Source organism: Pseudomonas sp. AC211, assembly GCF_979258055.1.
The window spans coordinates 1,166,395-1,190,704 of sequence record NZ_OZ409830.1 but is presented as its reverse complement, the minus strand read 5'-3'; the positions used below and the strand labels follow the sequence as shown (position 1 = coordinate 1,190,704).

Annotated in this window: 19 protein-coding genes and 1 pseudogene; 7 read left to right on the top strand and 13 right to left on the bottom strand. The window is 60.1% G+C overall.

Translation table 11 applies throughout. The features are described 5' to 3' along the window. The first annotated feature begins 47 nt into the window (after window positions 1-47). A complete protein-coding gene (locus tag ACZZZP_RS05705; protein WP_463536344.1) occupies window positions 48-725 on the top strand; it encodes a YceH family protein in 678 nt (225 codons plus the stop codon). Window positions 726-1,000: 275 nt separating this feature from the next. Here ACZZZP_RS05705 and ACZZZP_RS05700 read toward each other — a convergent pair whose 3' ends face one another. Further along, window positions 1,001-1,603 carry a glutathione S-transferase family protein gene (locus tag ACZZZP_RS05700; RefSeq protein WP_463382081.1) on the bottom strand — a complete coding sequence of 201 codons (603 nt, stop codon included), beginning with the start codon at window positions 1,601-1,603 and terminating at the stop codon, window positions 1,001-1,003. 33 nt (window positions 1,604-1,636) lie between these two features. After that, complete coding sequence (locus tag ACZZZP_RS05695; RefSeq protein WP_463382080.1) at window positions 1,637-2,803, bottom strand: aminotransferase-like domain-containing protein; 1,167 nt, start codon at window positions 2,801-2,803, stop codon at window positions 1,637-1,639. 97 nt (window positions 2,804-2,900) lie between these two features. Here ACZZZP_RS05695 and ACZZZP_RS05690 point away from each other — a divergent pair, with 97 nt between their 5' ends. From ACZZZP_RS05690 to ACZZZP_RS05680, 3 genes are all read left to right on the top strand, one after another. After that, window positions 2,901-3,347 carry a MarR family winged helix-turn-helix transcriptional regulator gene (locus ACZZZP_RS05690; RefSeq protein ID WP_463536343.1) on the top strand — a complete coding sequence of 149 codons (447 nt, stop codon included), beginning with the start codon at window positions 2,901-2,903 and terminating at the stop codon, window positions 3,345-3,347. Window positions 3,348-3,442: 95 nt separating this feature from the next. Then, window positions 3,443-4,045, top strand: a complete 603-nt coding sequence (locus ACZZZP_RS05685) for a LysE family translocator (RefSeq protein WP_463382079.1) — start codon at window positions 3,443-3,445, stop codon at window positions 4,043-4,045. After that, complete coding sequence (locus ACZZZP_RS05680; RefSeq protein ID WP_463382078.1) at window positions 4,046-5,236, top strand: benzoate/H(+) symporter BenE family transporter; 1,191 nt, start codon at window positions 4,046-4,048, stop codon at window positions 5,234-5,236. Window positions 5,237-5,346: 110 nt separating this feature from the next. Here ACZZZP_RS05680 and ACZZZP_RS05675 read toward each other — a convergent pair whose 3' ends face one another. Both ACZZZP_RS05675 and ACZZZP_RS05670 read right to left on the bottom strand, forming a co-directional pair. Continuing rightward, window positions 5,347-6,192 (bottom strand): methyl-accepting chemotaxis protein, encoded by an 846-nt coding sequence (locus ACZZZP_RS05675; protein WP_463384657.1) that lies wholly within the window; start codon window positions 6,190-6,192, stop codon window positions 5,347-5,349. A gap of 15 nt (window positions 6,193-6,207) precedes the next feature. Next, window positions 6,208-6,408 (bottom strand): annotated as a pseudogene (locus ACZZZP_RS05670) (HAMP domain-containing protein); the annotation flags it as partial. 1,614 nt (window positions 6,409-8,022) lie between these two features. On the opposite strand from ACZZZP_RS05670, the gene ACZZZP_RS05665 reads away from it, so the two are divergent. Further along, the gene (locus ACZZZP_RS05665; RefSeq protein ID WP_463382077.1) at window positions 8,023-9,291 is read left to right on the top strand and encodes an OprD family porin; all 1,269 of its coding nucleotides are present in this window, start codon (window positions 8,023-8,025) and stop codon (window positions 9,289-9,291) included. Between the two features lie 269 nt (window positions 9,292-9,560). On the opposite strand, the gene ACZZZP_RS05660 is transcribed toward ACZZZP_RS05665, so the two are convergent. Beyond that, window positions 9,561-11,009 (bottom strand): glyceraldehyde-3-phosphate dehydrogenase, encoded by a 1,449-nt coding sequence (locus tag ACZZZP_RS05660; protein ID WP_122492512.1) that lies wholly within the window; start codon window positions 11,007-11,009, stop codon window positions 9,561-9,563. 160 nt (window positions 11,010-11,169) lie between these two features. Here ACZZZP_RS05660 and mfd point away from each other — a divergent pair, with 160 nt between their 5' ends. Next, window positions 11,170-14,619, top strand: a complete 3,450-nt coding sequence (mfd, locus tag ACZZZP_RS05655) for a transcription-repair coupling factor (protein WP_463382076.1) — start codon at window positions 11,170-11,172, stop codon at window positions 14,617-14,619. An 18-nt stretch (window positions 14,620-14,637) separates the two neighbouring features. Then, on the top strand, window positions 14,638-15,162 hold the full coding sequence (locus tag ACZZZP_RS05650) for a CsiV family protein (RefSeq protein ID WP_463382075.1): 525 nt from the start codon (window positions 14,638-14,640) through the stop codon (window positions 15,160-15,162). 289 nt (window positions 15,163-15,451) lie between these two features. Here the strand turns inward: ACZZZP_RS05650 and ACZZZP_RS05645 are convergent, their stop codons facing one another. The 8 genes from ACZZZP_RS05645 to ACZZZP_RS05610 form a co-directional block, all read right to left on the bottom strand. Then, window positions 15,452-16,855: a sigma-54-dependent transcriptional regulator gene (locus ACZZZP_RS05645; protein WP_463382074.1), complete on the bottom strand. Its 1,404-nt coding sequence runs from the start codon at window positions 16,853-16,855 to the stop codon at window positions 15,452-15,454. A 5-nt stretch (window positions 16,856-16,860) separates the two neighbouring features. Continuing rightward, entirely contained in the window at window positions 16,861-18,066 is a 1,206-nt protein-coding gene (locus ACZZZP_RS05640; RefSeq protein WP_463382073.1) for a sensor histidine kinase, read from the bottom strand. Between the two features lie 121 nt (window positions 18,067-18,187). Next, the gene (locus ACZZZP_RS05635) at window positions 18,188-19,660 is read right to left on the bottom strand and encodes a sigma-54-dependent transcriptional regulator (RefSeq protein WP_463382072.1); all 1,473 of its coding nucleotides are present in this window, start codon (window positions 19,658-19,660) and stop codon (window positions 18,188-18,190) included. Window positions 19,661-19,880: 220 nt separating this feature from the next. Then, complete coding sequence (gene fliT, locus ACZZZP_RS05630; RefSeq protein ID WP_122451749.1) at window positions 19,881-20,180, bottom strand: flagellar protein FliT; 300 nt, start codon at window positions 20,178-20,180, stop codon at window positions 19,881-19,883. A 19-nt stretch (window positions 20,181-20,199) separates the two neighbouring features. Continuing rightward, window positions 20,200-20,580 (bottom strand): flagellar export chaperone FliS, encoded by a 381-nt coding sequence (gene fliS, locus ACZZZP_RS05625; RefSeq protein WP_122492518.1) that lies wholly within the window; start codon window positions 20,578-20,580, stop codon window positions 20,200-20,202. 126 nt (window positions 20,581-20,706) lie between these two features. Further along, entirely contained in the window at window positions 20,707-22,155 is a 1,449-nt protein-coding gene (fliD, locus tag ACZZZP_RS05620) for a flagellar filament capping protein FliD (protein WP_122492519.1), read from the bottom strand. A 79-nt stretch (window positions 22,156-22,234) separates the two neighbouring features. Next, window positions 22,235-22,597, bottom strand: a complete 363-nt coding sequence (locus tag ACZZZP_RS05615) for a flagellar protein FlaG (protein WP_463536342.1) — start codon at window positions 22,595-22,597, stop codon at window positions 22,235-22,237. A gap of 81 nt (window positions 22,598-22,678) precedes the next feature. Beyond that, on the bottom strand, window positions 22,679-24,139 hold the full coding sequence (locus ACZZZP_RS05610; RefSeq protein ID WP_122492521.1) for a flagellin: 1,461 nt from the start codon (window positions 24,137-24,139) through the stop codon (window positions 22,679-22,681). Window positions 24,140-24,310: the final 171 nt, after the last annotated feature.

Here is a 24,310-nt window from a genome sequence, read left to right as displayed (position 1 = left end):
CGCCCATCTCACGCTAGGCTACGGCTCCATTTGCCGGAGCTGCCGCCATGAGCCAAGACAACGAAGCAAGCCAGGAAACGGTCAACCCCGCCCCCGCCGTAGAACCACTCACTGCCACCGAAGCCCGCGTGCTCGGTTGCCTGGTCGAGAAGCAAGCCACCACGCCCGAAACCTACCCGCTCACGCTCAACGCAGTGGTGCTGGCGTGCAACCAGAAAACCAGCCGCGAGCCGGTGATGAACCTGACCCAGGGCCAGGTCGCCCAAGCGTTGCGTGCGCTTGAAGGGCGCGGCATGGCGCGGCTGGTGATGGGCAGCCGCGCGGATCGTTGGGAACACCGAGCCGACAAAGCACTGGAGCTGGTGCCGGCCCAGGTGATTTTGTTGAGTCTGTTACTGCTTCGCGGGCCGCAAACGCTGAATGAACTGCTGACCCGCAGCTCGCGCATGCGCAACTTTGACGATGTGGAAGCGTTGCAGCACCAGCTGGAACGCCTCGCCAGCCGTGGCTTGGCGGTACACGTTCCGCGTCAGGCGGGGCAGCGGGAAGACCTGTATATGCATTTGCTCGCCAGCCCTGAGGAATTGGCGGCGGCGATTGCCAGCAGTGGGCGCAGTGAACGCAGCGAAGGGGCGGCGCCCTCGCAGTCGCGCATTGATGAGTTGGAAGAACGTGTGGCGCAGTTGGAGGCGCGGTTGGCGGCCTTGGAGCAGCCGAACGGGTGATTGCGCGTTTCTTGATGGCCCGAGTAGAGGCCGGCCCTCACCTAGCCCCTCTCCCGCAAGCGGGAGAGGGGAACAGAACTGGGTCGCGGCGAATAATTCGGTCAGCCTCCCGCCAGCATGCGGGACAGCGAACGGGATTGGGTCGCGGCGACTAACTCGGTCGGCCCCCTCGCCCGCTTGCGGGAGAGGGTTGGGGTGAGGGGCCGTTGATGCTGACTTATCCCGCACATAAAAAAACCGGCACTAGGCCGGTTTTTTTATCTAGCAAAACTCAATCAATCCAACATCCCAACATGCTTCGGATGGCTCGCCACCCGCTCCAACCAAGCGCGCACCGCCGGGTACGGTTCCAGGTCGAAGCCGCCTTCATGGGCAACATGGGTGTAGGCATACAGCGCAATGTCGGCAATCGAGTAATGGTCGCCCACCAGATAATGAGTCAGCTTCAGTTGCTGCTCCATCACCTTCAACGCCTTGTAACCGCCCTTGCGGGTGGCTTCGTATTCGGCGCGGCGCTCTTCCGGCAGCCCTTGGTACCGCTTGATAAAGCGCGCGACCGCAATGTACGGCTCGTGGCTGTACTGCTCGAAGAACTGCCACTGCAGCACTTGCGTGCGCAGGCGCGGTTCGGTGGGCAGGAATTCGCTGCCGTCGGCGAGGAAATTCAGAATCGCGTTGGACTCCCACAAGCACGTGCCGTCTTCAAATTGCAGCACGGGAATCTTGCCGTTGGGGTTCATGGCGAGAAATTCCGGGGTCTGGGTTTCGCCCTTGAGAATGTCCACCGGCACCCACTTCGACTCTTTGCCGAGCAGGTGCAGCATCAATTTGACCTTGTAGCAGTTGCCGGAGAGGTAATCGCCGTAAACCTTGTACATAGCAACCTCCTGTAGTGCCTGTTCGGTGAGGTGTTAAGCCGCTTGTTCCAACTGCGCCTGGCGGATGACGTTAGCCAAGCGCGACAGCCCTTCGCCCAACCGATCCGGCGAAATGTGGCTGAAATTCAAGCGCAAGTAGCCGGGGTTGTCTTCCGGCTGGGCGAAGAAAGGTTCGCCCGGCATAAACGCCACGTTTTCTTTCAGCGCCGCGTCGAGCAGCGTGCGCGTGTCCAGCGGTTGTTTGAGGGTCAGCCAGAAGAACAGGCCGCCTTGCGGCACGTTCCATTCGGCGAGGTCGGCAAAATGTTCTTCCAGCGCCACTTGCATGGCGTCGCGGCGCACGCGGTAGAAGTCGCGCAGCTCGGCCAGGTGCGACTTGTATTTTTCCGTGCCCAGCCATTGCAGCGCCTGCCATTGGCCAACGCGGTTGGTGTGCAGGTCAGCCGATTGCTTCAGGCGCAACAGGTGTGGGTACAGGTCCGGCGTGGCGATCAAGAAGCCGACGCGCAGGCCCGGCAACAGGGTTTTCGACACGGTGCCGGTGTAGATCCAACTGGCCTTTTTCAGGCGGCTGACAATCGGCGTGGCGCTGCCGGCGTCGAACACCAGCTCGCGGTAGGGTTCGTCTTCAATCAGGGTCACGCCGAACTCATCAAGCAACGCGGCCACGGCGTCGCGCTTGGCTTCGCTGTAGCGCACGGCCGATGGGTTCTGGAAGGTCGGAATCAAATAGGCGAACGCTGGCGTGTGCTGTTCCAGGCGCTTGCGCAAGGCGTCGAGCTGCGGGCCGTCGGCTTCCTGGGGAACGCTCAGGCAGTCGGCGCCGAACAGTTGAAAGGATTGCAGCGCGGCGAGGTACGTCGGCGCTTCGAGCAGAATTTCGGTGCCCGGGTCGATAAATAGTTTCGAGGCCAGGTCGAGGGTTTGTTGCGAGCCGCTGACAATCAGCACCTGGCTCGCGTCGCAGGCAATGCCCAGCGCCCGGGCATCGGCGGCGATGGCTTCACGCAGCGCCGGCTCACCTTCGCTCATGCCGTATTGGCCCATGCTCAACGGCATGTCGGCCCACTCCACTTTCGGCAGCATGGGTTCGGCGGGCAAACCACCGGCGAAGGACATCACTTCCGGACGTTGCGCAGCCGCCAGAATTTCGCGGATCAAAGAGCTTTTAAGACGGCTGATACGTTCGGAGAAGGCCATACAAGTCACCGGTAGCAAAGGCAGGGAAAAATAAGTCAAACTGATTGACCGAAATCGGCTAAACCGAAACTACGACGATACGGATAACAACGTCAATATGCTTGACCTTAAAAACTCAACCACTCAGCAAAATGCCATGGAAGCGTTTTTTTTCGGCTACCAGGCATTCACCGCCAAGGCCGATGAAATGCTCGCGCGCCGGGGCTTGAGCCGCGTGCACCAGCGCATTCTGTTTTTCATTGCGCGCAGCCCCGGCATGAGCATGAAAGAGCTGCTGGCGGTGTTGGGTGTGAGCAAGCAAGCGCTGAATATTCCCCTGCGCCAGTTGCTCGAAATGGACCTGGTGCACAGCGACGCCGCCACCGACGACAAACGCAAACGCCTGCTCTTTCTCACGCCCGAAGGCAGCAAGCTGGAAGGCGCCCTGCGCCGTGAACAAGTGAAGCTGCTGCGCCGTGCGTTTGATGAAACCGGCGAAGACGCGGTGAAGGGTTGGTTTGCCGTGAACCAGGCCTTGGCTCAGGGCGCAGCGGTCGAGCAATAGGCGGCCGATCTGTACGGCCATTTGCGCCAATTGCTGTATCGGGACGGCAACCCCCGCCGCCCGTAGGCTGGACGCTCGTTTTGGAGTGGAATGCCATGAGCCTCGAGCTGCTAATTGCCTTTATCGCCTTCGCCTTTGTCACGTCCGTGACGCCCGGCCCGAACAACACCATGCTGCTGGCGTCGGGGGTCAACTTCGGTATTCGCCGCACGCTGCCGCACATGCTGGGTATCAGCGTGGGCCTGATGTCGTTGGTGCTGGCGGTGGGCTTCGGCCTGGGCCAAGTGTTCGAGCAAGTGCCCATGCTGTATGTGATTCTGCGTTACGTCGGCGCGCTGTACTTGCTCTATCTGGCCTGGAAAATCGCTCGCTCCGGCGCGCCGGAAGCCAACGGCGATGAGCGCGGCAAGCCGTTCAGTTTTGCCCAGGCGGTGGCGTTTCAGTGGATCAATCCCAAGGCATGGATCATGGCCGTCGGCGCCATTACCACCTTTGTGCCGCAACAGAATTTCGTCGTTAACGTGCTGCTGATTGCAGCGGTATTCGCGCTAGTCAATTGCCCGACCATGAGCGTGTGGACCGCCGCTGGCAGCCTGCTGCGAAACTGGTTGCGCAACCCCGGCGCGCTACGCTTTTTCAATATCACCATGGCGCTGTTGCTGGTCGCCTCGCTCTATCCCATTTTCAAGGACGTGTGAATGGACGCCGCTTCTCCCCAACCGCTACGCCCGCTGGCCGACAGTTCGCCGTCCGCCGTGGTCGCTGGTTTTATCGCGATGATGACTGGCTACACCAGCTCCCTGGTTTTGATGTTCCAGGCCGGCCAGGCGGCCGGACTGACCACGGCGCAAATCTCGTCGTGGATCTGGGCGCTGTCCATCGGCATGGCGGTGTGCAGCATCGGGTTGTCGCTGCGTTATCGCACGCCGATCACCGTGGCCTGGTCGACGCCGGGCGCCGCGCTGCTGATCACCAGCCTCGGCCATGTGAGTTACGGGGAGGCCATCGGCGCCTATATCACCTGTGCGGTGCTGGTGATTATTTGCGGGCTTACCGGCAGCTTCGAACGGCTGGTGAAGCGCCTGCCCGGCTCCCTGGCGGCCGCGTTGCTGGCGGGCATTCTGTTCAAAATCGGCAGCGAAATTTTCGTCGCCGCCCAGCACCGCACAGGCTTGGTGCTGGCGATGCTGTTCACCTATTTGCTGGTTAAACGCGCCCAGCCGCGCTACGCCGTGCTCGCTGCGTTGGTGGTCGGAACGGCGTTGGCCGGCGGCATGGGCTTGCTGGATTTCAGCGGCTTTCATTTGCAGGTGGCGGTGCCGGTGTGGACCACGCCGAGCTTTTCCCTAGCAGCGACCATCAGCATCGGCATTCCGCTGTTCGTGGTGGCCATGACCTCGCAGAACATGCCAGGCATCGCCGTGCTGCGCGCCGACGGTTACACCGTGCCGGCCTCGCCGCTGATCAGCGTCACCGGAATCGCCTCGCTGCTGCTGGCGCCGTTTGGTTCTCATGGCATCAACCTGGCCGCCATCAGCGCCGCCATCTGCACCGGCCCACATGCCCATGAAGATCCGAGCAAGCGCTACACGGCGGCCATGTGGTGCGGCGTGTTTTACGGGTTCGCGGGGGTGTTCGGCGCCACGCTGGCGGCGCTGTTTGCTGCACTGCCGAAAGAGTTGGTGCTGTCGATTGCCGCGCTGGCTTTGTTCGGCTCGATCATCAACGGCCTGACCAATGCCATGGCCGAACCGAAAGAACGCGAGGCCGCGCTGATCACCTTTATGGTCACCGCCTCGGGCTTGAGTTTGTTTTCGATTGGGTCAGCGTTCTGGGGGATAGTGGCGGGGGTTTTGACCTTGCTGATTTTGAATTGGCGTAAGGGCTGAGGCTTCAAAAGCATCGCGGCTGAAGCCGCTCCCACAGGTTTTTGCGTTCCTGTGGGCGCGGCTGGGCGGCATTCCGATTAGCCGCGATGCTCTTCGATGTCTACGCAAACTCACGCCAACCTGAAATGCTCCACCATCCCCTGCAATTCATTGCTCAAACTCGCCAACTCAATACTCGACGCTGCCGTGCCTTCCATGGCCATGGACGACTGATCGGCGCTGCTGCGGATGTTGGTGACGCTGCGGTTGATCTCTTCGGCCACGGAGCTTTGCTCTTCCGCTGCCGCCGCAATCTGCTGGTTCATTTGGTGAATGACCGACACCGCCGCCGCGATGCTGCCCAAGGCGCTTTCGGTTTCCAGGGCGTCGCTGACGGTGAGCTGAACCAACGCCGTGCTGCTTTGAATCTGGCTGACCGAACTCTGCGCGCCTTTCTGCAAGGCGCTGACCAGCCGTTCGATTTCTTCGGTGGACTGTTGCGTGCGTTTGGCCAAGGCGCGCACTTCATCGGCGACCACCGCAAACCCTCTGCCCTGCTCACCCGCGCGCGCCGCTTCGATGGCGGCGTTAAGCGCCAGCAAGTTGGTTTGCTCGGCCACGCTTTTGATCACGCTGAGTACCGAGACGATGTTTTGAATCTCGCTGCTCAAGCTTTGAATGCTGTCACTCGCCGAGCTGGACGACGCGGACAACTGTTCGATGCGCGCCATGGTCTGGCGCACCACGTTCTGCCCGTTAAGCACCTTCGAGTCGGCGGTTTCGGCGGCGCCAGCGGCCTCTTCGGCATTGCGGGCGACGTCGAGCACGGTGGCGGTCATCTGGTTCATGGCCGTGGCCACTTGTTCGGTTTCTTCTTTCTGGCTGGCCACTTCAGCGTTGGTCTGTTCGGTGACGGCTGACAGCGAGCGCGCCGAGGTGGCGATCTGGTTGATGCCGGCCTGCAAGCTGCCGACCATGCTGCTGAGGCTGGCCGACATCTGCTGCATGGCGCTCATTAACTGGCCGACCTCGTCGGTGCCGCGCACCTGAATCTTGGTGCTGAGGTCGCCATCGGCAATGCGCGTGGCCACATGAATCACGCTTTGCAGCGGTTTGACGATGGCACGGGTAATCAGCAGCGAAGCGCACAGCCCAACCAGAATCGCCAACGCCGAGGAGCCCAGAATCAACATGGAATTGGCCTTGAGCTCGGCGCGCATCGCAGCGTCTTGGGCGGTGTAGGCCTGGGCCACTTCGGCCATCACTTGTTCGGCCCGTTCGCGCATTTGCGTGTACACCTGGCGCTCTTTGCCGAGCAGGTCGGTGTATTCGGCAAGCTTGCCGCTGAAGGTGGTGATGTTGGTGCTGACGTCGTTGAGCACTGTCAGGTAGCCGGAATCTTTCACCGAGCTTTTCAGGGTTTCAGCCAGTTGCAGGGCTTCGTCGGCCTGGGCGATTTTTGTTGCTTCGAGGGTTTCGCCCTCTGCCGCTTTGCGGCTTTGCGCGAGCCGCAGGTGGGCTTCGTTCATGGCTTGCAGCATCAGGCGCGACACCTGGCTGACTTGCCCGGCCTGGACGATGAATTCCGCACCGTTCTGGCCTTGGGAATCTTTCAGTTCGTAGGCGCCGTCGTCGGCCAATCCGGCTTGCAGCAAATCCAGATTGTTGGCCACGCTGGTGACCGACCAACTGGCCATTTCCAGCGCCAGGTCTTTGGCCAGGGCCAGCTCGACGAATTGATCGAACGAGGTGCGGTAGGTGCCCAACGCTTGCGCCACGGCGTCCATGGCGGCCGCGCTGGAGGGTGACTGTTCTTTGAGCGTGGCGGTGGCGGCGAGAATGTCGTCCACGCCTTTACGCAGCGCATCGGCGGCCTTGGCATCGCCGCTGATGGAAAACGCTTGCTCGTTCAGACGCACGCGCAGCACCGCGCTGTTAATCGCCGACATCTGCTTTTGCGCTTCGAAGCGCTGGCTGATGGCCTGCAACGCGGTCACGCCAATGGCTGCCACCACGGCGGTGAGCAGCAGCACCAGACCAAATCCGCTGCCCAGCTTCTTTGCCATGCCCAGGTTGGCAAAACTGCGTTGCAAGATCGAAATCATCGCGCCGGTCCTCTATCGAATGCTCAACGACAGGTCTGTGTATTCAAGATTCGTGCGAAGTTGCGACGCGCGAAGGCCCAGCACAAGCGGCTTTACCCTCAGATATGGCAAATAGCTATGCCGACGTCGTTTTCAGATCAAAAAACTGGCGTCAACGTCAGAGGCCGCTCCGCGCGTCGCCTCGGCAGATGGAAACCCCGCCCCAATAAGTCGCAGGGCACGCGAGAACAGACATCACACAACAGCCCATCAGGCGTAGAGGCCACAACGTGCGCGGCGAGACCTCAGCGACCGATTGCGCCTCGCCCTCAAGAGCTGCGTGGTTGCTGAGCTAACGAATAAAAAGCTCTAGCACTTTCGTCTAACAGTGCGTTGACAAATCCGACGGCCTCTGTCGATAATCCCGACACAGTTGTACGACAACATATAACAACAAAAACAATAATCGCAGGACCACGCCATGACGACTCGCCCTCTCGCCAGTCCCCTACCGCGCCAGCCTTCGGCCCGGTCGTTCATTCGCCTTCACGGGCCACCCCATCCTTTCGAATTCGCTGACGGCTAGTCCGCAGCAATAGGCCCGGCTGCGTTCAAGCCAGGCCCAACGCCTCGACACAGGGGCATCACCGGTTCCGCCTTTTGATGCAAGCCAGATTTGGCTCGCAGGGGAACGGCTTTTTCAAAAATGGGAGCACAACAACAATGAAGACCCGCACCACTCGATCGCTCGTCCTCTTGGGCGCCGGCAGCATGGCCATGGCTCTGCCGCTGATTTCACAGGCTGAAGGCTTTATCGACGACACCAAGGCCACGCTGACTTTTCGCAATGCCTACTTCAACCGCAACTTCACCAACCCGGCCTACCCGAACGCGGCTAACCCGCAGAACAAGGCCGAAGAGTGGACGCAAAACTTCATTCTTGATGTGAAATCCGGCTACACCCCAGGCCCCGTTGGCTTTGGCGTGGACGTGCTGGGCCTGTACTCGCTGAAACTCGACGGCGGCAAAGGCACCGGTGGCTCGCAACTGCTGCCGATTCACCAGGACGGCCGCCCGGCTGACGACTTCGGTCGCCTGGGCGTGGCGGCGAAAGCCAAATTCTCGAAAACCGAATTGAAGGTCGGCGAGTGGATGCCGGTGCTGCCGATTCTGCGCTCCGACGACGGCCGCTCCCTGCCGCAAACCTTCCGCGGCGGTCAGGTGACTTCCCAGGAAATCGACGGCCTGACCTTGTACGGCGGCCAGTTCCGTCAGAACAGCCCGCGTAACGATGCGAGCATGGAAGACATGTCCATGAACGGGCGCGGTGCCTTCCTGTCCGACCGCTTCAATTTTGGCGGCGGCGAGTACACCTTCAACGAAAAACGCACCACTTTTGGCGTGTGGTACGCCGAGCTGGAAGACATCTACCAGCAGCAGTACTTCAACGTGCTGCACAGCCAGCCAGTCGGCGACGTAACCCTGGGCGCTAACCTGGGTTACTTCATGGGCAAGGAAGACGGCAGCCAACTGGCCGGCGACCTCGACAACAAAACGGCATTCGCCATGCTGTCTGCCAAATACGGCGGCAGCACCTTTTACGTCGGCCTTCAAAAAGTCAGCGGCGACGACGGCTGGATGCGCGTTAACGGCACCAGCGGCGGCACCCTGGCGAACGACAGCTACAACTCCAGCTACGACAACGCCAAGGAAAAATCCTGGCAGCTGCGTCACGACTTCAACTTCACCGCCGTTGGCGTACCGGGCCTGACCCTGATGAACCGCTACATCAGCGGTGACAACGTGCACGTCGGCGCCGTGACTGACGGCAAAGAATGGGGCCGCGAATCCGAGCTGGCGTACACCGTGCAGAGCGGCACGTTCAAAAACCTCAACCTCAAATGGCGCAACGCGAGCATCCGCCGCGACTACAGCGTCAACGAGTTTGACGAAAACCGCCTGTTTATCAGCTACCCGCTTTCGCTGCTGTAACCCGTCGGGCTTCGCCTGGCATCGACTTACTCCTCGTGTGAAAACACGCTTTGGCCCGTCCTCGTGACGGGCTTTTTTATGCCCGCTTTTTTTTGTAGGAGCGACTTTAGTCGCGATTCCTGCAAACGGTGCTGGCCGGTAGATCGCCATCGCGGCTAAAGCCGCTCCTACAAAAGTATGGCGGGCATAAAAAAGCCCCGATCAAGTCGGGGCTTTTCTTTTCGCTGTAGCGCAGCGGTAAAACAACTACCGCGCGCTGCTGCGCATTATCACGCTGGGAAAGATGGCGGATTCACGTCAGCCATGTCTTCCATTACGCGCACTACCTGGCAGCTGTAACCGAATTCGTTGTCGTACCAGACGTACAGCACAACGCGGTTGTCGTTGCAGATGGTGGCTTCAGCATCGACCACACCGGCGAAACGCGAGCCAACGAAGTCGGTGGAGACCACTTCCAGCGAGTTAACGAAGTCGATCTGGCGATGCAGATCCGAGTGCAGCGCGACGTAGCGCAGGTACTCGTTCATTTCTTCGCGGGTGGAGGCCTTTTCCAGGTTCAGGTTGAGGATGGCCATCGACACGTTCGGGGTCGGAACGCGAATGGCGTTGCCGGTCAACTTGCCAGCCAGTTCCGGCAGGGCTTTGGCAGCGGCTGTGGCAGCACCGGTTTCGGTGATCACCATGTTCAACGGCGCGCTGCGACCACGACGGTCGCCCTTGTGGAAGTTGTCGATCAGGTTCTGGTCGTTGGTGTACGAGTGAACAGTTTCGACGTGGCCGTTAACGATGCCGAACTTGTCATTCACAGCCTTGAGCACCGGCACGATGGCGTTGGTGGTGCAGGAAGCGGCGGAGATGATTTTGTCGTCCGGGGTGATTTCGCCGTGGTTGATGCCGTGCACGATGTTTTTCAGTTTGCCTTTGCCCGGCGCGGTCAGTACCACGCGGTCAACGCCAGGGCAGGCCAGGTGCTGGCCGAGGCCCTCGGCGTCACGCCATACACCGGTGTTGTCGACCAGCAGCGCATTGCTGATGCCGTACTGGGTGTAGTCGACTTCTTTCGGCTCTTTGGCGTAGATAATCTGGATCAGGTTGCCGTTGGCGGTGAGGGTGTTGTTTTCCTCGTCAACGGTGATGGTGCCGTTGAACGGACCGTGTACCGAGTCGCGACGCAGCAGGCTGGCGCGTTTGACCAGGTCGTTGCTGGCGCCTTTGCGCACAACGATAGCGCGCAGACGCAGACCGTCGCCGCCACCGGTTTTCTCGATCAGGATGCGTGCCAGCAGACGACCGATACGACCGAAACCGTACAGCACAACGTCGGTGCCTTTACGCGGGGTGCCGTTTTGTTTGCCCACCACAGCGGCCAGTTCGTCACGCACGAACTGCTCGATGGCGCGGCCGTTGCCGTCAGCTTTGAATTTCACGACCAGCTTGCCGAGGTCGACCGAAGCGGCGCCCAGTTTCAAGCTGCTCATTTCTTTAAGGACGGCGAAGGTCTCGTGAACCGAGAGTTCGCTTTCGTCAGCCTGGCGGTGACGGGCAAAGCGGTGGGCTTTGAGAATCTGGATAACCGAACGGTTAATCAGGCTGCGACCGTAAATTGAGGTCACCACGTTGTTGTTGCGGTAGAGCTGACCAATCAGCGGAATCATCGCCTCCGCGAGTGCTTCACGATCAATCCATTCACCAAGACACTGATCAGGCTTCTGAGTCACGGGCAATACCTTTAACAAGTATGTAGGGGCTGAAAAAACGGGCTACATTATGACGGGCTGTGCAACTGCCGGCAATCTGCAGCGGACGAAACACTGACAGCAGCGCGGCGGGATAGTTACAATCCTTCCGGTTAATCCTCAACCGGAGCCACGACCTCTCGTGTCCGTATTGCGCTTACCCAGCCTTCCTGCCGCCTCCGGCAAACAAACGTGGGGCAACTTGCCCGGCGCCGCCCTTAGCCTGGCCATTGCCGAAGCCGCCAACGCCGCCAAACGTTTCACCCTGCTGCTGACCGCCGACAGCCAGAGCGCCGAGCGCCTGGAGCAGGAGTTGCGGTTCTTCGCGCCCGAGCTTCCGGTGCTGCACTTTCCCGACTGGGAAACCCTGCCCTACGACCTGTTTTCGCCGCACCAGGACATCATTTCCCAGCGCATTGCCAGCCTGTACCGGTTGCCCGAGCTGAGCCACGGCATTCTCGTGGTGCCGATCACCACCGCCCTGCACCGCCTGGCGCCCAAGCGTTTTCTGCTGGGCAGCAGCCTGGTTCTGGACGTGGGCCAGAAGCTCGATGTGGAACAGATGCGCACGCGCCTGGAAGCCACCGGCTACCGCTACGTGGAAACGGTGTACGAGCACGGAGAGTTCACCGTGCGCGGCGCCATCATCGACTTGTTCCCCATGGGCACCGCGCAGCCGTACCGCATCGACCTGTTCGATGACGAGATCGAAACGCTGCGCACCTTCGACCCGGAAACCCAGCGCTCCATCGACAAGGTGGACTCCATCCGCCTGCTGCCGGCCCGCGAGTTTCCGCTGAATAAAGAAGCCGTCACCGGTTTCCGCGCGCGTTTTCGCGACCGCTTCGATGTCGATTTCCGCCGCTGCACCATTTACCAAGACCTCAACAGCGGCATTACCCCAGCGGGCATCGAGTATTACTTGCCGCTGTTTTTTGACGAAACCGCCACCCTGTTCGATTACCTGCCAAGCGACACGCAAGTGTTCTCGCTGCCGGGCATCGAGCAGGCCAGCGAGAATTTCTGGAACGACGTACGCAACCGCTATGAAGAACGGCGCGTGGACCCCGAGCGGCCGCTGGTGCCGCCGGCCGAGTTGTTCCTGCCGGTGGAAGACTGCTTTGCGCGCCTGAAAAACTGGCCGCGGGTGGTGGTCAGCCAGCAAGACGTCGACACCGGCGTGGGCCGCGAGCGCTTCGCCGCCCAGGCATTGCCGGACCTGGCCATTCAAGCCAAGGCCAGCCAGCCCATGGCCGCGCTGGAAACCTACTTGGCCGACTTCCCCGGCCGCGTGTTGTTTACCGCCGAATCCGCCGGGCGCCGCGAAGTGCTGCTGGAGCTGCTCGCGCGCTTGCGCCTCAAGCCGGTGGAAGTGGACAGTTGGAGCGACTTTGTAAAAGGCAAAGAGCGCCTGGCGATCACCATCGCGCCGCTGGACGACGGTTTGCAGCTCGACGACCCAGCCCTGGCGCTGATCGCCGAAAGCCCGCTGTTCGGCCAGCGCGTCATGCAGCGCCGCCGCCGTGAGAAAACCCGCGGTGACCACGGCGACGCGGTGATCAAAAACCTAACCGAGCTGCGCGAAGGCGCGCCGGTGGTGCACATCGACCACGGCGTCGGCCGTTACTTGGGTTTGGCCACGCTGGAAGTGGACAACCAGACCGCCGAATTCCTCATGCTCGCCTACGCCGACGAGGCCAAGCTGTATGTGCCGGTGGCCAACCTGCACCTGATCGCCCGTTACACCGGCAGCGATGACGCCTTGGCGCCGCTGCACCGTCTGGGCTCGGAAACCTGGCAGAAAGCCAAGCGCAAAGCCGCCGAACAGGTGCGCGACGTGGCGGCCGAGTTGCTCGACATTTATGCGCGCCGAGCGGCCCGTGAAGGTTATGCCTTTGCGGATCCGAAACTGGATTACGAGACCTTTAGCGCCGGCTTCCCGTTTGAAGAGACGCCCGATCAGCAGACCACCATCGAAGCCGTCATGGCCGACATGCTGGCGCCCAAGCCGATGGACCGCCTGGTTTGCGGCGACGTGGGCTTCGGCAAAACCGAAGTGGCCATGCGCGCGGCGTTTATTGCCGTACACAGCGGCAAGCAGGTGGCGATTCTGGTGCCGACCACCCTGCTCGCCCAACAGCACTACAACAGCTTCCGCGACCGTTTTGCCGATTGGCCGGTAACGGTCGAGGTGATGAGCCGCTTCAAGTCCGACAAGGAAGTGAAAGCGGCAGTTGCGCAGTTGGCCGAAGGCAAGATCGACATCGTCATCGGCACCCACAAGCTGCTGCAGGACGATGTGAAAATCAAAAACCTCGGCCTGGTGATCATCGACGAGGAACACCGTTTCGGCGTGCGCCAGAAAGAACAGCTCAAAGCGCTGCGCAGCGAAGTGGACATTCTCACCCTCACCGCCACGCCGATTCCGCGCACGCTGAACATGGCGGTGTCGGGCATGCGCGATCTGTCGATCATCGCCACGCCGCCAGCGCGCCGGTTGTCCGTACGCACCTTTGTGATGGAGCAGCAAAAACCCGTCATTAAAGAAGCCTTGCTGCGCGAACTGCTGCGCGGCGGTCAGGTGTACTACCTGCACAACGATGTGAAAACCATCGAGAAATGCGCCGCCGACCTTGCCGAACTGGTGCCCGAAGCCCGCATCGGCATCGGCCACGGGCAGATGCACGAGCGCGAGCTGGAACAGGTGATGAGCGACTTCTATCACAAGCGTTTCAACGTGCTGATCGCCTCGACCATCATCGAAACCGGCATCGACGTGCCGAGCGCCAACACCATCATCATCGAGCGCGCCGACAAATTCGGCCTGGCGCAATTGCACCAACTGCGCGGCCGCGTGGGCCGCAGTCACCACCAGGCGTACGCCTATTTGCTCACGCCGCCGCGCAAGCAAATGACCCCCGACGCCGAGAAGCGCCTGGAAGCCATCGCCAACACCCAAGACCTCGGCGCCGGCTTTGTGCTGGCCACCAACGACCTGGAAATTCGCGGCGCGGGCGAGCTGCTCGGCGACGGTCAGAGTGGGCAGATTCAAGCGGTGGGTTTCACCTTGTATATGGAAATGCTCGAACGTGCGGTGAAAGCCATCCGCAAAGGCGAGCAACCCAACCTTGAGCAGCCGCTGGGCGGCGGGCCGGAAATCAACCTGCGGGTGCCGGCGCTGATTCCTGACGCTTACCTGCCGGATGTTCACACGCGGTTGATTCTGTACAAACGCATCGCCTCGGCCGCCGACGAAGACGCGCTCAAAGAGCTGCAAGTGGAAATGATCGACCGCTTCGGCCTGCTGCCCGAGCCGACCAAAAACCTGATGCGCCTGACCTTGCTCAAACTGCAAGCCGAGCAACTGGGCATCAAGAAAGTCGACGCCGGCCCGCAAGGCGGCAAAATTGAATTTGCCGCCGATACCCAGGTCGATCCACTGGTGCTGATCAAGCTGATTCAAAGCCAGCCCAACCGCTACAAATTCGAAGGCGCTACGCAGTTCAAAATCCAGGTGCCGATGGAGCGTCCGGAAGAGCGCTTCAACACGCTGGAAGCGCTGTTCGAGCGCCTCACGCCTAAACAAGCTTGATTATTAAAGGACTACCGAATGCGTGCCCTCCGTTATGTCGCCCTGTTGCTCAGCCTCGTTACGCCGATGGCGTTTGCCGACGGCCTGTATCAGGTTGAGCTGATCATTTTTCGCCAGGCCGGCGAGCCCATTCCTGCCAGCCAAACCGCCCCCGATGACTGGGCAGCCGGCGTGCAAGGCAGCGCCGCTGATAACGCACGGGGCACGGCGCTCAATGGCGAAGCTGCCAAGCTGAACCAGAACAACGGCTACACCGTGCTACTGCACCAGGCCTGGCAACAAAGCATGGGCGAGGCGCCGACCAAGATTGCCGTAAACACTGGCAATCAGCAGTTCGGCCATTACCCGGTGGAAGGCACGCTCAGCCTCAAGCAGGTTCGTTTTGTCGACCTGGTCGCCGACTTCTGGATCAACCAGTTCGACGCCACCGGCATGCTCACCGGCAGCGAGCGCCTGAAGCGCACCGCGCGTTTGAAGGCGGGCGAATTGACGTATCTGGACCATACGAATCTGGGGATGTTGATTCGTATCAGCCCGCTTTAACACGTCAATACACCGCCCGTGTAGGAGCGGCTTTAGCCGCGATGCTCTGGATCTTTAACAGCATCGCGGCTAAAGCCGCTCCTACAGGTAAAACGAAAAAGCCCGACAGTCGTGCCGGGCTTTTTGTTGATTCGCATCAGACCGCTTTAATCCGCCAACACACCGCCCGTGTAGGAGCGGCTTTAGCCGCGAGCTTTGGATCTTTAAAAGCATCGCGGCTAAAGCCGCTCCTACAGGTAAAACGAAAAAAGCCCGGCATTTGTGCCGGGCTTTTTAGTGGGTGATAGTTTTAGCTCGCAAACAAGTACGCCTCAACGTCCATTCCCGCATCCCGCATCTGCGCCAGCTTGTAACGCAAGGTGCGCGGGCTGATGCCTAAACGTTCGGCGGCTTCTTTGCGACGACCGCGTTCGGCGCGCAGGGTGTCGATGATCATTTGGAATTCATGCCGGCGCAGGTCATCGCCCAATGCGCTGCTGTCGCTGCTTTCGTCGTTGATCGGCAACACCGCGTTGCCGCTGCTGATGGGCGTGAGTGTCGGCGTTGGCAGTGGCGCCAGGCCGATGGGGCCGCTCAGGCACAGGTCTTGCGGCTGGATCATGCCGCCGTGCTGCAAGATCAGCGCGCGCTGAATGGCGTTGTCCAACTCCCGTACGTTGCCCGGCCATGGGTAACCGGTCAGCGCGCGTTCCGCCTCGGCCGATAAGCGTGCCGGGGCGTGGTTCATTTTCTTCGCGTGCTTGGCCAGCAGGCGTTCGGCGAGCGGCAGGATGTCGGCGGTACGCTCGCGCAGGGGACGCCAGCCCAGTGGGAATACCGACAGGCGATAGAACAGGTCTTCACGGAACCGCCCCGCCGCCACTTCGCCGGCGAGGTCGCGGTTGCTGGTGGCCAGCACGCGAATGTCCAGGTCAATTGGCTTGCGAGCCCCCACGCGTTCCACTTCCCGTTCTTGCAGCACGCGCAGCAGCTTGGCTTGCAGGCCCAGCGGCATCTCGGAAATCTCGTCGAGCAGAATGGTGCCGCCTTCGGCCATTTCGAACTTGCCCGGCTGCGAGGCGACAGCGCCGGTAAAGGCGCCCTTCTCATGACCGAACAGCGTGGCTTCCAGCATGTTGTCGGGAATGGCCGCGCAGTTGATGGCAATAAACGGTTTGCCCGCCCGTGGTGACTGCTGGTGAATGTAGCGCGCCAGCACTTCTTTGCCGGTGCCGGATTCGCCGGAAATCAGCACCGTGGAATCGCTCTGCGCGACGCGCTTGGCCAGTTCCAACAGCTGTCGGCTGGCAGGTTCCAGCGCCACAGGACCGTCACCTTCATCTTTACCGACGCGGCCAAGCGCATGGCGCTCGACCAGTTCGAGCAGCGCTTTGGGCTCGAACGGTTTAACCAAATAATCCGCCGCGCCCCGGCGCATGGCATCGACCGCGCGCTCCACGGCGCCAAAGGCGGTCATCAGCAGCACGGGCAATTGCGGGTAACGGCTGCGGATCAGGCCCAGCAACTGATGACCGTCCATGCCGGGCATGTTGACGTCGCTGATGACCATGCAGAACGACTCGCGACCCAACGCCGTCAGTGCCGCTTCGGCGCAGTCTACGGCGCAGAAATCGTGGCCGCCGATCACCAGGGTGTCGGCCAGTGCTTCACGCAGGGCGCGGTCGTCTTCGACCAACAGAACTTTGCTCGCCATGGTGGTTACTCCTGAGAAGTCCGTGGGGCCACTGCAATCAGCGGCAATACCAGAATGGCGCAGGTGCCGCGGCCGGGGCGCGAGCGCAGCAGCAATTCGCCCTGATGAGCGCGGGCCACCGCCTTGACGACCGCCAGGCCAAGACCGGTGCCGGTGGTTTTGGTGGTGAAAAAGGGTTCGCCCAGGCGCGCCAGGGTGGTGGCATCGATGCCGGGGCCGTTGTCGCTGATGCACAGGCGCAGGTTCTGGCCACGTACATAGAAATGAACCTTGAGACTCGCCTCGCGGCCGGCAGCTTGAATGGCGTTTTCCACCAGGTTGAGCACGGTGCCGACCAAGGTGTCGCGGTTGCACAGCAGCTCGCCGGTATGGGCGTCGCACTGCCAGCGCACGTTCATGCCTTGCACATGGGGCTCGGCGGCGGCGCGCAGGGCTTCGTAGAGCTTTTTCGGCGCCAGGCGATCGGGCAGCGGCAGTTCGCCTCGGGCGAACACCAGCATGTCGCGCACTTGGTGTTCCAGCTCGTGCAGACGCTCTTTCAGGCGGCTGGCGAAACGCTGCTGTTGGTCGACTGGCAGCACTTGCTCGGTCAGGTGGCTGGCGTAGAGCAAGGCGGCGGAAAGCGGGGTGCGAATTTGATGGGCCAGCGAGGCAACCATGCGGCCCAGCGCCGACAGGCGCTCGTGGCGGGCCAGCTGATCTTGCAGCTGACGGGTTTCTGTCAGGTCGTTCAACAGCACCAGTTGGCCGGGCTCGGCTGAGAGCGAGCGGGTGGCGATAGAGAGGCGGCGACCGTTTTTCAGCGACACTTCGTGGCCGTCGTCTTTGCGCGGGGCGAAGTTGCGGGCAATCACTTCGCGCCAGAGCATGCCGACCAAGGGCTTACCGAGCAGTGCACAGGCCACCGGGTTGGCCTCGCGCACCACGCCTTGGCCGTCGATGACGATGACGCCGCCGGGCAGTACATCAAGCAGGCTTTGCAGGCGGTGCGCCAGGCGCTCCTTCTCGGCCAGTTCCTGCATGCGCTGCGCGCTGACCAGCGCCAGCTCGCCCTTGAGTTCGGTCACCCGCGCTTCCAACAGGTTGTAGGAGTCACTGAGCTGGGTCGACATTTGGCTGAACATGGCGAACGCCTTCTCAAGCCCTTGGCGGCTGGAGGCCTCGATGTCGTTAGCAGCAGTGCTGGACGTTGGGAGTGCGGTTTGCTTCATGGTTCTCTCTCACCCGGTGAGCCGTCATAAGACGGTCAGTCGAGAGAGAACTAGCAATAGCCGTGCCTAAAAAAATATCCTTATTTTTCAAGGCACTAGTTTGAGGGGAGGAAATTTCGCGTCAATCATCCGACTGTTCGTCATCATCCCGACGACTCATACCGTACTTGCGCATCTTCTCGACCAGGGTGGTACGACGGATGCGCAAGCGCTCAGCAGCACGGGCCACAACGCCACCGGCATCGTCCAGCGCCTGTTGGATCAGCCCCTGTTCCAGGTTGCCGAGGTAATCCTTCAGGTCGAGACCTTCAGGCGGCAGCATGGCGGTGGTTTCCGGGCCGGACATATTGCTGTTGAAGGAGAAACGCTCTTCCAGGTCGTCGCGGACGCTGGTGGCCTGTTGGTCGTGCTCGTCTTCAACCTGACGGAATTTCTTCGGCAGCTCGAGCACCCCGATCACGCCGTAGGGATGCATGATCGCCATGCGCTCCACCAGGTTCGCCAGCTCGCGCACGTTGCCGGCCCAGTCGTGGCGGCACAGCGACATGATGGCGGCGGAGTTGAAGCGGATCGAGCCGCGCTTCTCCACTTCCATGCGTGAAATCAGCTCGTTCATGAGCAATGGAATATCTTCCACCCGCTCACGCAACGGCGCCATTTCGATGGGGAACACGTTGAGGCGGTAGTAGAGGTCTTCACGGAAGGTGCCCGCTTCGATCATCGACTCCAGATTCTTGTGCGTGGCGGCGATGATGCGCACGTCAGCGCTTTGGGTTTTGTTGCTGCCCACGCGCTCGAAGGTACGTTCTTGCAGCACGCGCAACAGCTTCACCTGCATCGGCAGCGGCATGTCGCCGATTTCATCGAGGAACAGCGTGCCGCCGTTGGCCAGTTCGAAACGCCCTGCCCGGCTGGTGATGGCGCCGGTAAACGCGCCCTTCTCATGGCCGAACAGTTCACTTTCCAACAGCTCAGCCGGAATGGCACCGCAGTTAACGGGAACGAACGGCGCGTCGCGGCGCTTGGAGTGGTAATGCAGGTTGCGCGCGACCACTTCTTTGCCGGTGCCGGATTCGCCAAGAATCAACACGCTGGCTTCGGTGTCGGCCACTTGCGACATCATCTGCCGCACTTGCTGAATGGCGCGGCTGGTGCCGACCAGGCTGCGGAACAGGTTCGGCTCGCGGGCCCGGGCGCCGCGCGCCTGGTCGTACATTTCGCGGTAAACCTGGGCACGGTGCAGGGAGTCGAGCAATTTGTTGTAGCTCGGCGGCATTTCCAACGTGCTCAACACACGACGGCGCACGTCTTCGGGCCAATCTGCTGGCGCGGCATCGCCCACCAGCAAGATGGGCAGTTGCTCATCCCAGGCAGCAAGTTGTTTGAGTAATTCGAGGGAGCCACCTTTGCTGGTGACTTCGCCGAGCAGCACGCTCAGCACGTCGCGCGGGCTGTCGAGCTTATCGACCGTCTCCCGCCAGTTCTGGCTTGTGCAAGCCAGATGTTCTTCCCCGAGGAAATTTAGAATTACCGCCAAATCGCGGCGGCGTTCGCTGTTGTCATCGACCAGTAAAATTTTGGTTTCACGCCACATAGTGTCTGGTTCTGATCCGGGGTGTGAAGAAAGCGTCCATCGCAACCACGATAAAATGACGCCAGCAATTGGCCACTAGTAGAGTCAATTTTTTGTACGCAGTCAATTTTATGACGTGTTTTTTTCTACCCAGTTCAACCAGGTAGCACATTGTCTTGAGAATTAACGCAGAGGTTTGTAGCTAACTCCTCTGAACGAAAGGTTAGCTACAAAATTTTGACTAGCCAAACATCTGATAGATTTTGGCGCTTTGATTGGATTTGACCAGCACAGTCAGCTCTTCGCCAACCGCTTCACGCTTGCGTACACAGGCTGCTGTCAGGTGGCGATACACCTCGACCAACGCTTCCATCTGCTCACGCAGGGCTTCTTCGATACCGGTGCTGTCGGCCATTGCGGCACTCACCTGCTCGCGGCACGAGGTGTCCAGCGCGCCGATACGCTCCCAATCTTCCTGTTGAAAGGCGTCGATCAGGGCCAGGCGGGTACTTTCGATTTGTTGCAGCATGGAATTCGCCATTTCGTTGTCCTCACCCACCTTACGGTGCAATTGCATCCCAGCCGGACTTCACTTCACGCAGCAGACCCGACACTTCAACCAGTGGCGCTGGGTCGTTGCTTTTGTTGGCTTCGAGCATGCGGGTGATCATGTATTCGTAAACGCGGTCGAGGTTTTGTGCGACTTCGCCGCCCTTGCCCATGTCCAGACCTTCACGCAGGCCGCCCACGATACCGATGGCTTTGCTGATCAGCTCGCCTTTCATCGAGGCCTGGCCGCGCGCCATGGCGCCTTGGGCTTGAGCCAGACGCTCAAGACCGCCCTCCATCAACATCTGGATCAAACGATGGGGAGTTGCTTCAAACACTTGAGACGACACGCTCACTTGCTTGTACTGATTCATCGCCGCCATCGCTCTCATTTTGCAAACCCTCGTGAACCGTTGTTTCGATATTCAAGCTATCGGCGGGTTTCGTGGGAGCTTTAAGCCCGTCCGTACTTTTTCTTCATCAAAAAAAGCTATCGGCCGGGCGAGAATTAGCGGGACTTAATTCTTCTTGACCAGGCCAGGCAGGTTGTCCAGCTGCGACATGAGGCCGGTGCTGGTGTTGGTGAGCTGCGATACCAGGGCGTCCATGGCGTTGTACTGTTTGTACAAACGCGTCTGCAACGCGGTCATGCGCAGATCCAAGTCTTCCTGCTGCTTATCGAGACTGGTGATGGTATTGGAAAGTTGCTCGGTGCGCTGCTGCAGAATTCCGCCACCATCGGTGTACGGTTTGAGCTTAGACGTAAGCCGGCTCGCTAGCCCGTCATCGCCGGTGAAATAGGCGGCGACGCCTTCGTAGTTTTCGCTGATCGCGGTGTCGAGCTTGGCGCTGTTGACCTCCAGCGTACCGTCCGTCTTGGTGGTGATACCCAGGTTGGCCAAGGCCGAAATGGCGCCGCCGTTATCCTGGTTCGATACCAACTCACTGCGGATCGAACTCACCAGCGAGCGCGCCGTGGAGTCGCCCGCCAGCCCGGCTACAACCGGGTTGCTGTTAGCAACCGTGGTCACTTTGGTCAGCGAATTCACGGTGCTCATCATCTTGTTGTACGCGGTGACGAAGTTCTGCACGTTGGCTTTCACCGCCGACGTGTTATCGGCGACGTTGAGCGTCAGTGGCTCGTCGGCTTTGGTAACGCCGGTCAGCTTGATGGTCACACCATCGATGGCTTTGTCGACGGTGTTCGAATCGCTCACCACTTCCAGCCCGTCGATCGTCAGCTTGGCGCTCGACGCAGCGGCCAGGGTTTTACCGCCCTTGGCTACGGCGGCGTCGTACTCGGCGGGCGTGGCGAACGTCGTAGGATCCAGCGTAGCGCCGGGGAAGGTCAGGTCTTCGAGCGAGGCATTACCTGTACCGGTGCTGGTGCCGGTCATGGTGATGTCGTTGCCATCACCCATCTTGGTGCTGCTCAGAACCAGGCGCGAACCCTGGCTGTCGGTGACGATGGTGGCGCTCACCCCGGCGGTTTTGCCTTGGGCATTGATGGCGTCACGCACACCGGCAAGGGTGTTGTTGGTGCTGTCGACATTGACGGTCAGCGCTGTGTTGCTGCCGACTTTGATTTCCAGCGAACCGGTGTTGAATTTGGCAGTGCTGCCGCCACTGATCGCCGCAGAAGCAATTTTGCTGCTGCTGGCCAGTTTCGACACTTCGATTTTATAGCTACCCGCGATGGCACTGGCGCTGCCAGTGGCGCTAAGCGCGGTGGTGTTCGTGGAAGTCGCCGATTTGGACAGGAAGCTGGTCGGGCTGTTGAGCAGCGACAGGGCGGTTTGGAACTCGCTCACTGCGCTCTTCAACGAACCGAGCGAGGTCAACTTGGTCGTTGTTTTGGATTCGAGCTTATCGATCTGATTCTGCTTGGGCGCTTTCTCCGCCGCCACAGACGCCTTCACGATATCGTCAATATTTACGCCCGAACCAATGCCAGTTACACCAGCCATCTCGCACCTCCGTCAAAAAAACGTCCCGAATTCCCTATGGGAACGGGTATGGCGAGTTGTACTCAAGAACCGTACCAACTCACGCTTTAGCCTCGAACATGAGGCTGCGAATGTCCTCTAGGCGTTCAGCCAGCTTGAGCAATTCCTCGGAAGGAATCTGCCGCACCAACTTGCCTGAGTCCGTATCGATAACTTTGACAACAACTTCGCCGCTTGAGTCATCGACATTGAAATTCAAACCACGCTTAACCGTTTGCACGAAGGACTGAATGTCAGCAACTGCTGCATCAATACTTCCACTGTCGGCCTGAGCGTCGGAGCTGGTATCCGCACTTGCAGCGGACGCCGTCTGTTTTGCAGCCTGCTGAGCAGACCCTACCGGCACTTGCCCGTCACGAGCTTGTCTGGGCAGAGCGGCAAACCGACGTGATATTGGAAACATCCATTTTAGACACCTCACAATGGCCAAATGGGAGGAAGGGTCATCCCCTTCCTCCCACCGATTTTGGCGTCTCTTTCTGCGTTATTGCAGCAGACTGAGAACCGACTGTGGCAGTTGGTTAGCTTGAGCCAGAATCGCGGTACCAGCTTGTTGCAGTACTTGGTTTTTCGACAGCTTTGCAGTTTCAGCAGCGAAGTCGGTGTCTTTGATCCGGCTACGAGCAGCGTCAGCGTTCTCAGAGATGTTCTGCAGGTTGCTGATGGTGTTGTCGAAGCGGTTCTGTACAGCACCGAGGTCCGCACGCTGAGCATCGATGTTTTGCAGTGCGTTGTCGATTACAGCGATTGCACGTTGAGCGCCGTCAGCGGTGGAGATATCCACATCCGAAACGGTGTTCAGGTCGGCAGCCTGGTCGCCAAACACTTCAGTCGAAGTACCGGTGAGGGCGTAGGAGTTCGGCGAGTTCAACTCGACGTACCCGATCGCTTTACCACCTGCGGCACGAACATCGGTCTCGGCGCTGAAAGTACCGTCAGAACCTTGTGCAGCCAGGTTGATGGTACCGGTCGACGAAGCGCTGTCAGCACCGAAGACAATGTTTTCACCAGTGGCCGAAGTAATGGTCACCTTGTCAGTTTTCGAATCGTAGTTCGCAGTTACGTTCAGCTTACCGGCGTTCGAGTTGATCTGATCAGCCAGACCTTTGGAGTCAGTCACACCGACGATGGCAACCGATTGGCTACCTACGCTCAGCGAGAAGCTGGCAGCGCCGGAAGTAATGTTCACGTCAGCCTGTACAACGTTACGAGCCGAAGCGCTGAGGCCCGAGATGGCGCCGTCGAACTTGCCAGCAATCGATTTGGCGCTGTCGCCGGAGGTTACGGCTACGTCTTTGGTTTGACCGCCACCAACAACGGTGATGGTGTTAGCCGAGAAGCCAGCGCCGCTTGCTGCGATGCTTGCAGACACAGTGCCACCAGCAGCCGAAGCGCCGGCGCTGTCAGTGCTTGCGCCGCCACCGATCTGGTACGAACCCAGCGAGGTAGCAGAAGCATTTTTCAGCGAAACGTCGATGGTTTCGTAAGCGTTGGAACCCACTTGGAAGCTAGTGGTACCGAACGAACCGTCAAGCAGTTTGCGACCACCGAAGGTGGTGGTGTCAGCAATACGGCTCAGTTCAGCTTGTTGGGCCGATACTTCTTTTTGCAGAGCGGCACGGTCGGTGTCGCTGTTCGAGCCGTTGGCTGCCTGGATGGACAGGTCACGGATACGCTGCAGAATGTTGGTCGACTGTTGCAGCGCGCCTTCAGCGGTTTGCGACAGAGAGATACCATCGTTGGCGTTACGGGTCGCTACGTTCAGGCCGCTGATCTGGTTGGTCAGACGGTTAGAGATCTGCAGACCGGCAGCGTCGTCTTTGGCGCTGTTGATGCGGTTACCGGTGGACAGACGTTGCAGCGAGGTATTCAGCGAGTTGGACGAAGCGTTCAAGTTGCGCTGAGTGTTGAGCGATGCAATGTTCGTGTTAACTGTAAGTGCCATTTGGGCGTCTCCCGAGTACCTAGTATTTGCCTGAGCTTGCGACGTTCAGGGCCTGCAGCTCAGGCGCCCCTAGAATTCGCATTCGAAGTGTTTATCGGCGCTAGTTCTTGGAGCTTTAGCAAAATTTTCAAAAATTTTGCTGGCTGCTTGCTGAACCGGTGCAAACCGCTT

What these genes read in the sequence shown, in the direction of transcription:
- ACZZZP_RS05705 (WP_463536344.1), top strand. Translation starts at nt 48, where the DNA reads ATGAGCCAAGACAACGAAGCAAGCCAGGAAACGGTCAACCCCGCCCCC.
- ACZZZP_RS05610 (WP_122492521.1), bottom strand. Translation starts at nt 24,139, where the DNA reads ATGGCACTTACAGTTAACACGAACATTGCATCGCTCAACACTCAGCGC.
- ACZZZP_RS05675 (WP_463384657.1), bottom strand. Translation starts at nt 6,192, where the DNA reads ATGGTCGGCAGCTTGCAGGCCGGCATCAACCAGATCGCCACCTCGGCG.
- ACZZZP_RS05650 (WP_463382075.1), top strand. Translation starts at nt 14,638, where the DNA reads ATGCGTGCCCTCCGTTATGTCGCCCTGTTGCTCAGCCTCGTTACGCCG.
- ACZZZP_RS05690 (WP_463536343.1), top strand. Translation starts at nt 2,901, where the DNA reads ATGCTTGACCTTAAAAACTCAACCACTCAGCAAAATGCCATGGAAGCG.
- ACZZZP_RS05645 (WP_463382074.1), bottom strand. Translation starts at nt 16,855, where the DNA reads ATGGCGAGCAAAGTTCTGTTGGTCGAAGACGACCGCGCCCTGCGTGAA.
- ACZZZP_RS05640 (WP_463382073.1), bottom strand. Translation starts at nt 18,066, where the DNA reads ATGAAGCAAACCGCACTCCCAACGTCCAGCACTGCTGCTAACGACATC.
- ACZZZP_RS05700 (WP_463382081.1), bottom strand. Translation starts at nt 1,603, where the DNA reads ATGTACAAGGTTTACGGCGATTACCTCTCCGGCAACTGCTACAAGGTC.
- ACZZZP_RS05615 (WP_463536342.1), bottom strand. Translation starts at nt 22,597, where the DNA reads ATGTTTCCAATATCACGTCGGTTTGCCGCTCTGCCCAGACAAGCTCGT.
- ACZZZP_RS05695 (WP_463382080.1), bottom strand. Translation starts at nt 2,803, where the DNA reads ATGGCCTTCTCCGAACGTATCAGCCGTCTTAAAAGCTCTTTGATCCGC.
- ACZZZP_RS05680 (WP_463382078.1), top strand. Translation starts at nt 4,046, where the DNA reads ATGGACGCCGCTTCTCCCCAACCGCTACGCCCGCTGGCCGACAGTTCG.
- fliS (WP_122492518.1), bottom strand. Translation starts at nt 20,580, where the DNA reads ATGAGAGCGATGGCGGCGATGAATCAGTACAAGCAAGTGAGCGTGTCG.
- fliD (WP_122492519.1), bottom strand. Translation starts at nt 22,155, where the DNA reads ATGGCTGGTGTAACTGGCATTGGTTCGGGCGTAAATATTGACGATATC.
- fliT (WP_122451749.1), bottom strand. Translation starts at nt 20,180, where the DNA reads ATGGCGAATTCCATGCTGCAACAAATCGAAAGTACCCGCCTGGCCCTG.
- ACZZZP_RS05635 (WP_463382072.1), bottom strand. Translation starts at nt 19,660, where the DNA reads ATGTGGCGTGAAACCAAAATTTTACTGGTCGATGACAACAGCGAACGC.
- ACZZZP_RS05685 (WP_463382079.1), top strand. Translation starts at nt 3,443, where the DNA reads ATGAGCCTCGAGCTGCTAATTGCCTTTATCGCCTTCGCCTTTGTCACG.
- ACZZZP_RS05665 (WP_463382077.1), top strand. Translation starts at nt 8,023, where the DNA reads ATGAAGACCCGCACCACTCGATCGCTCGTCCTCTTGGGCGCCGGCAGC.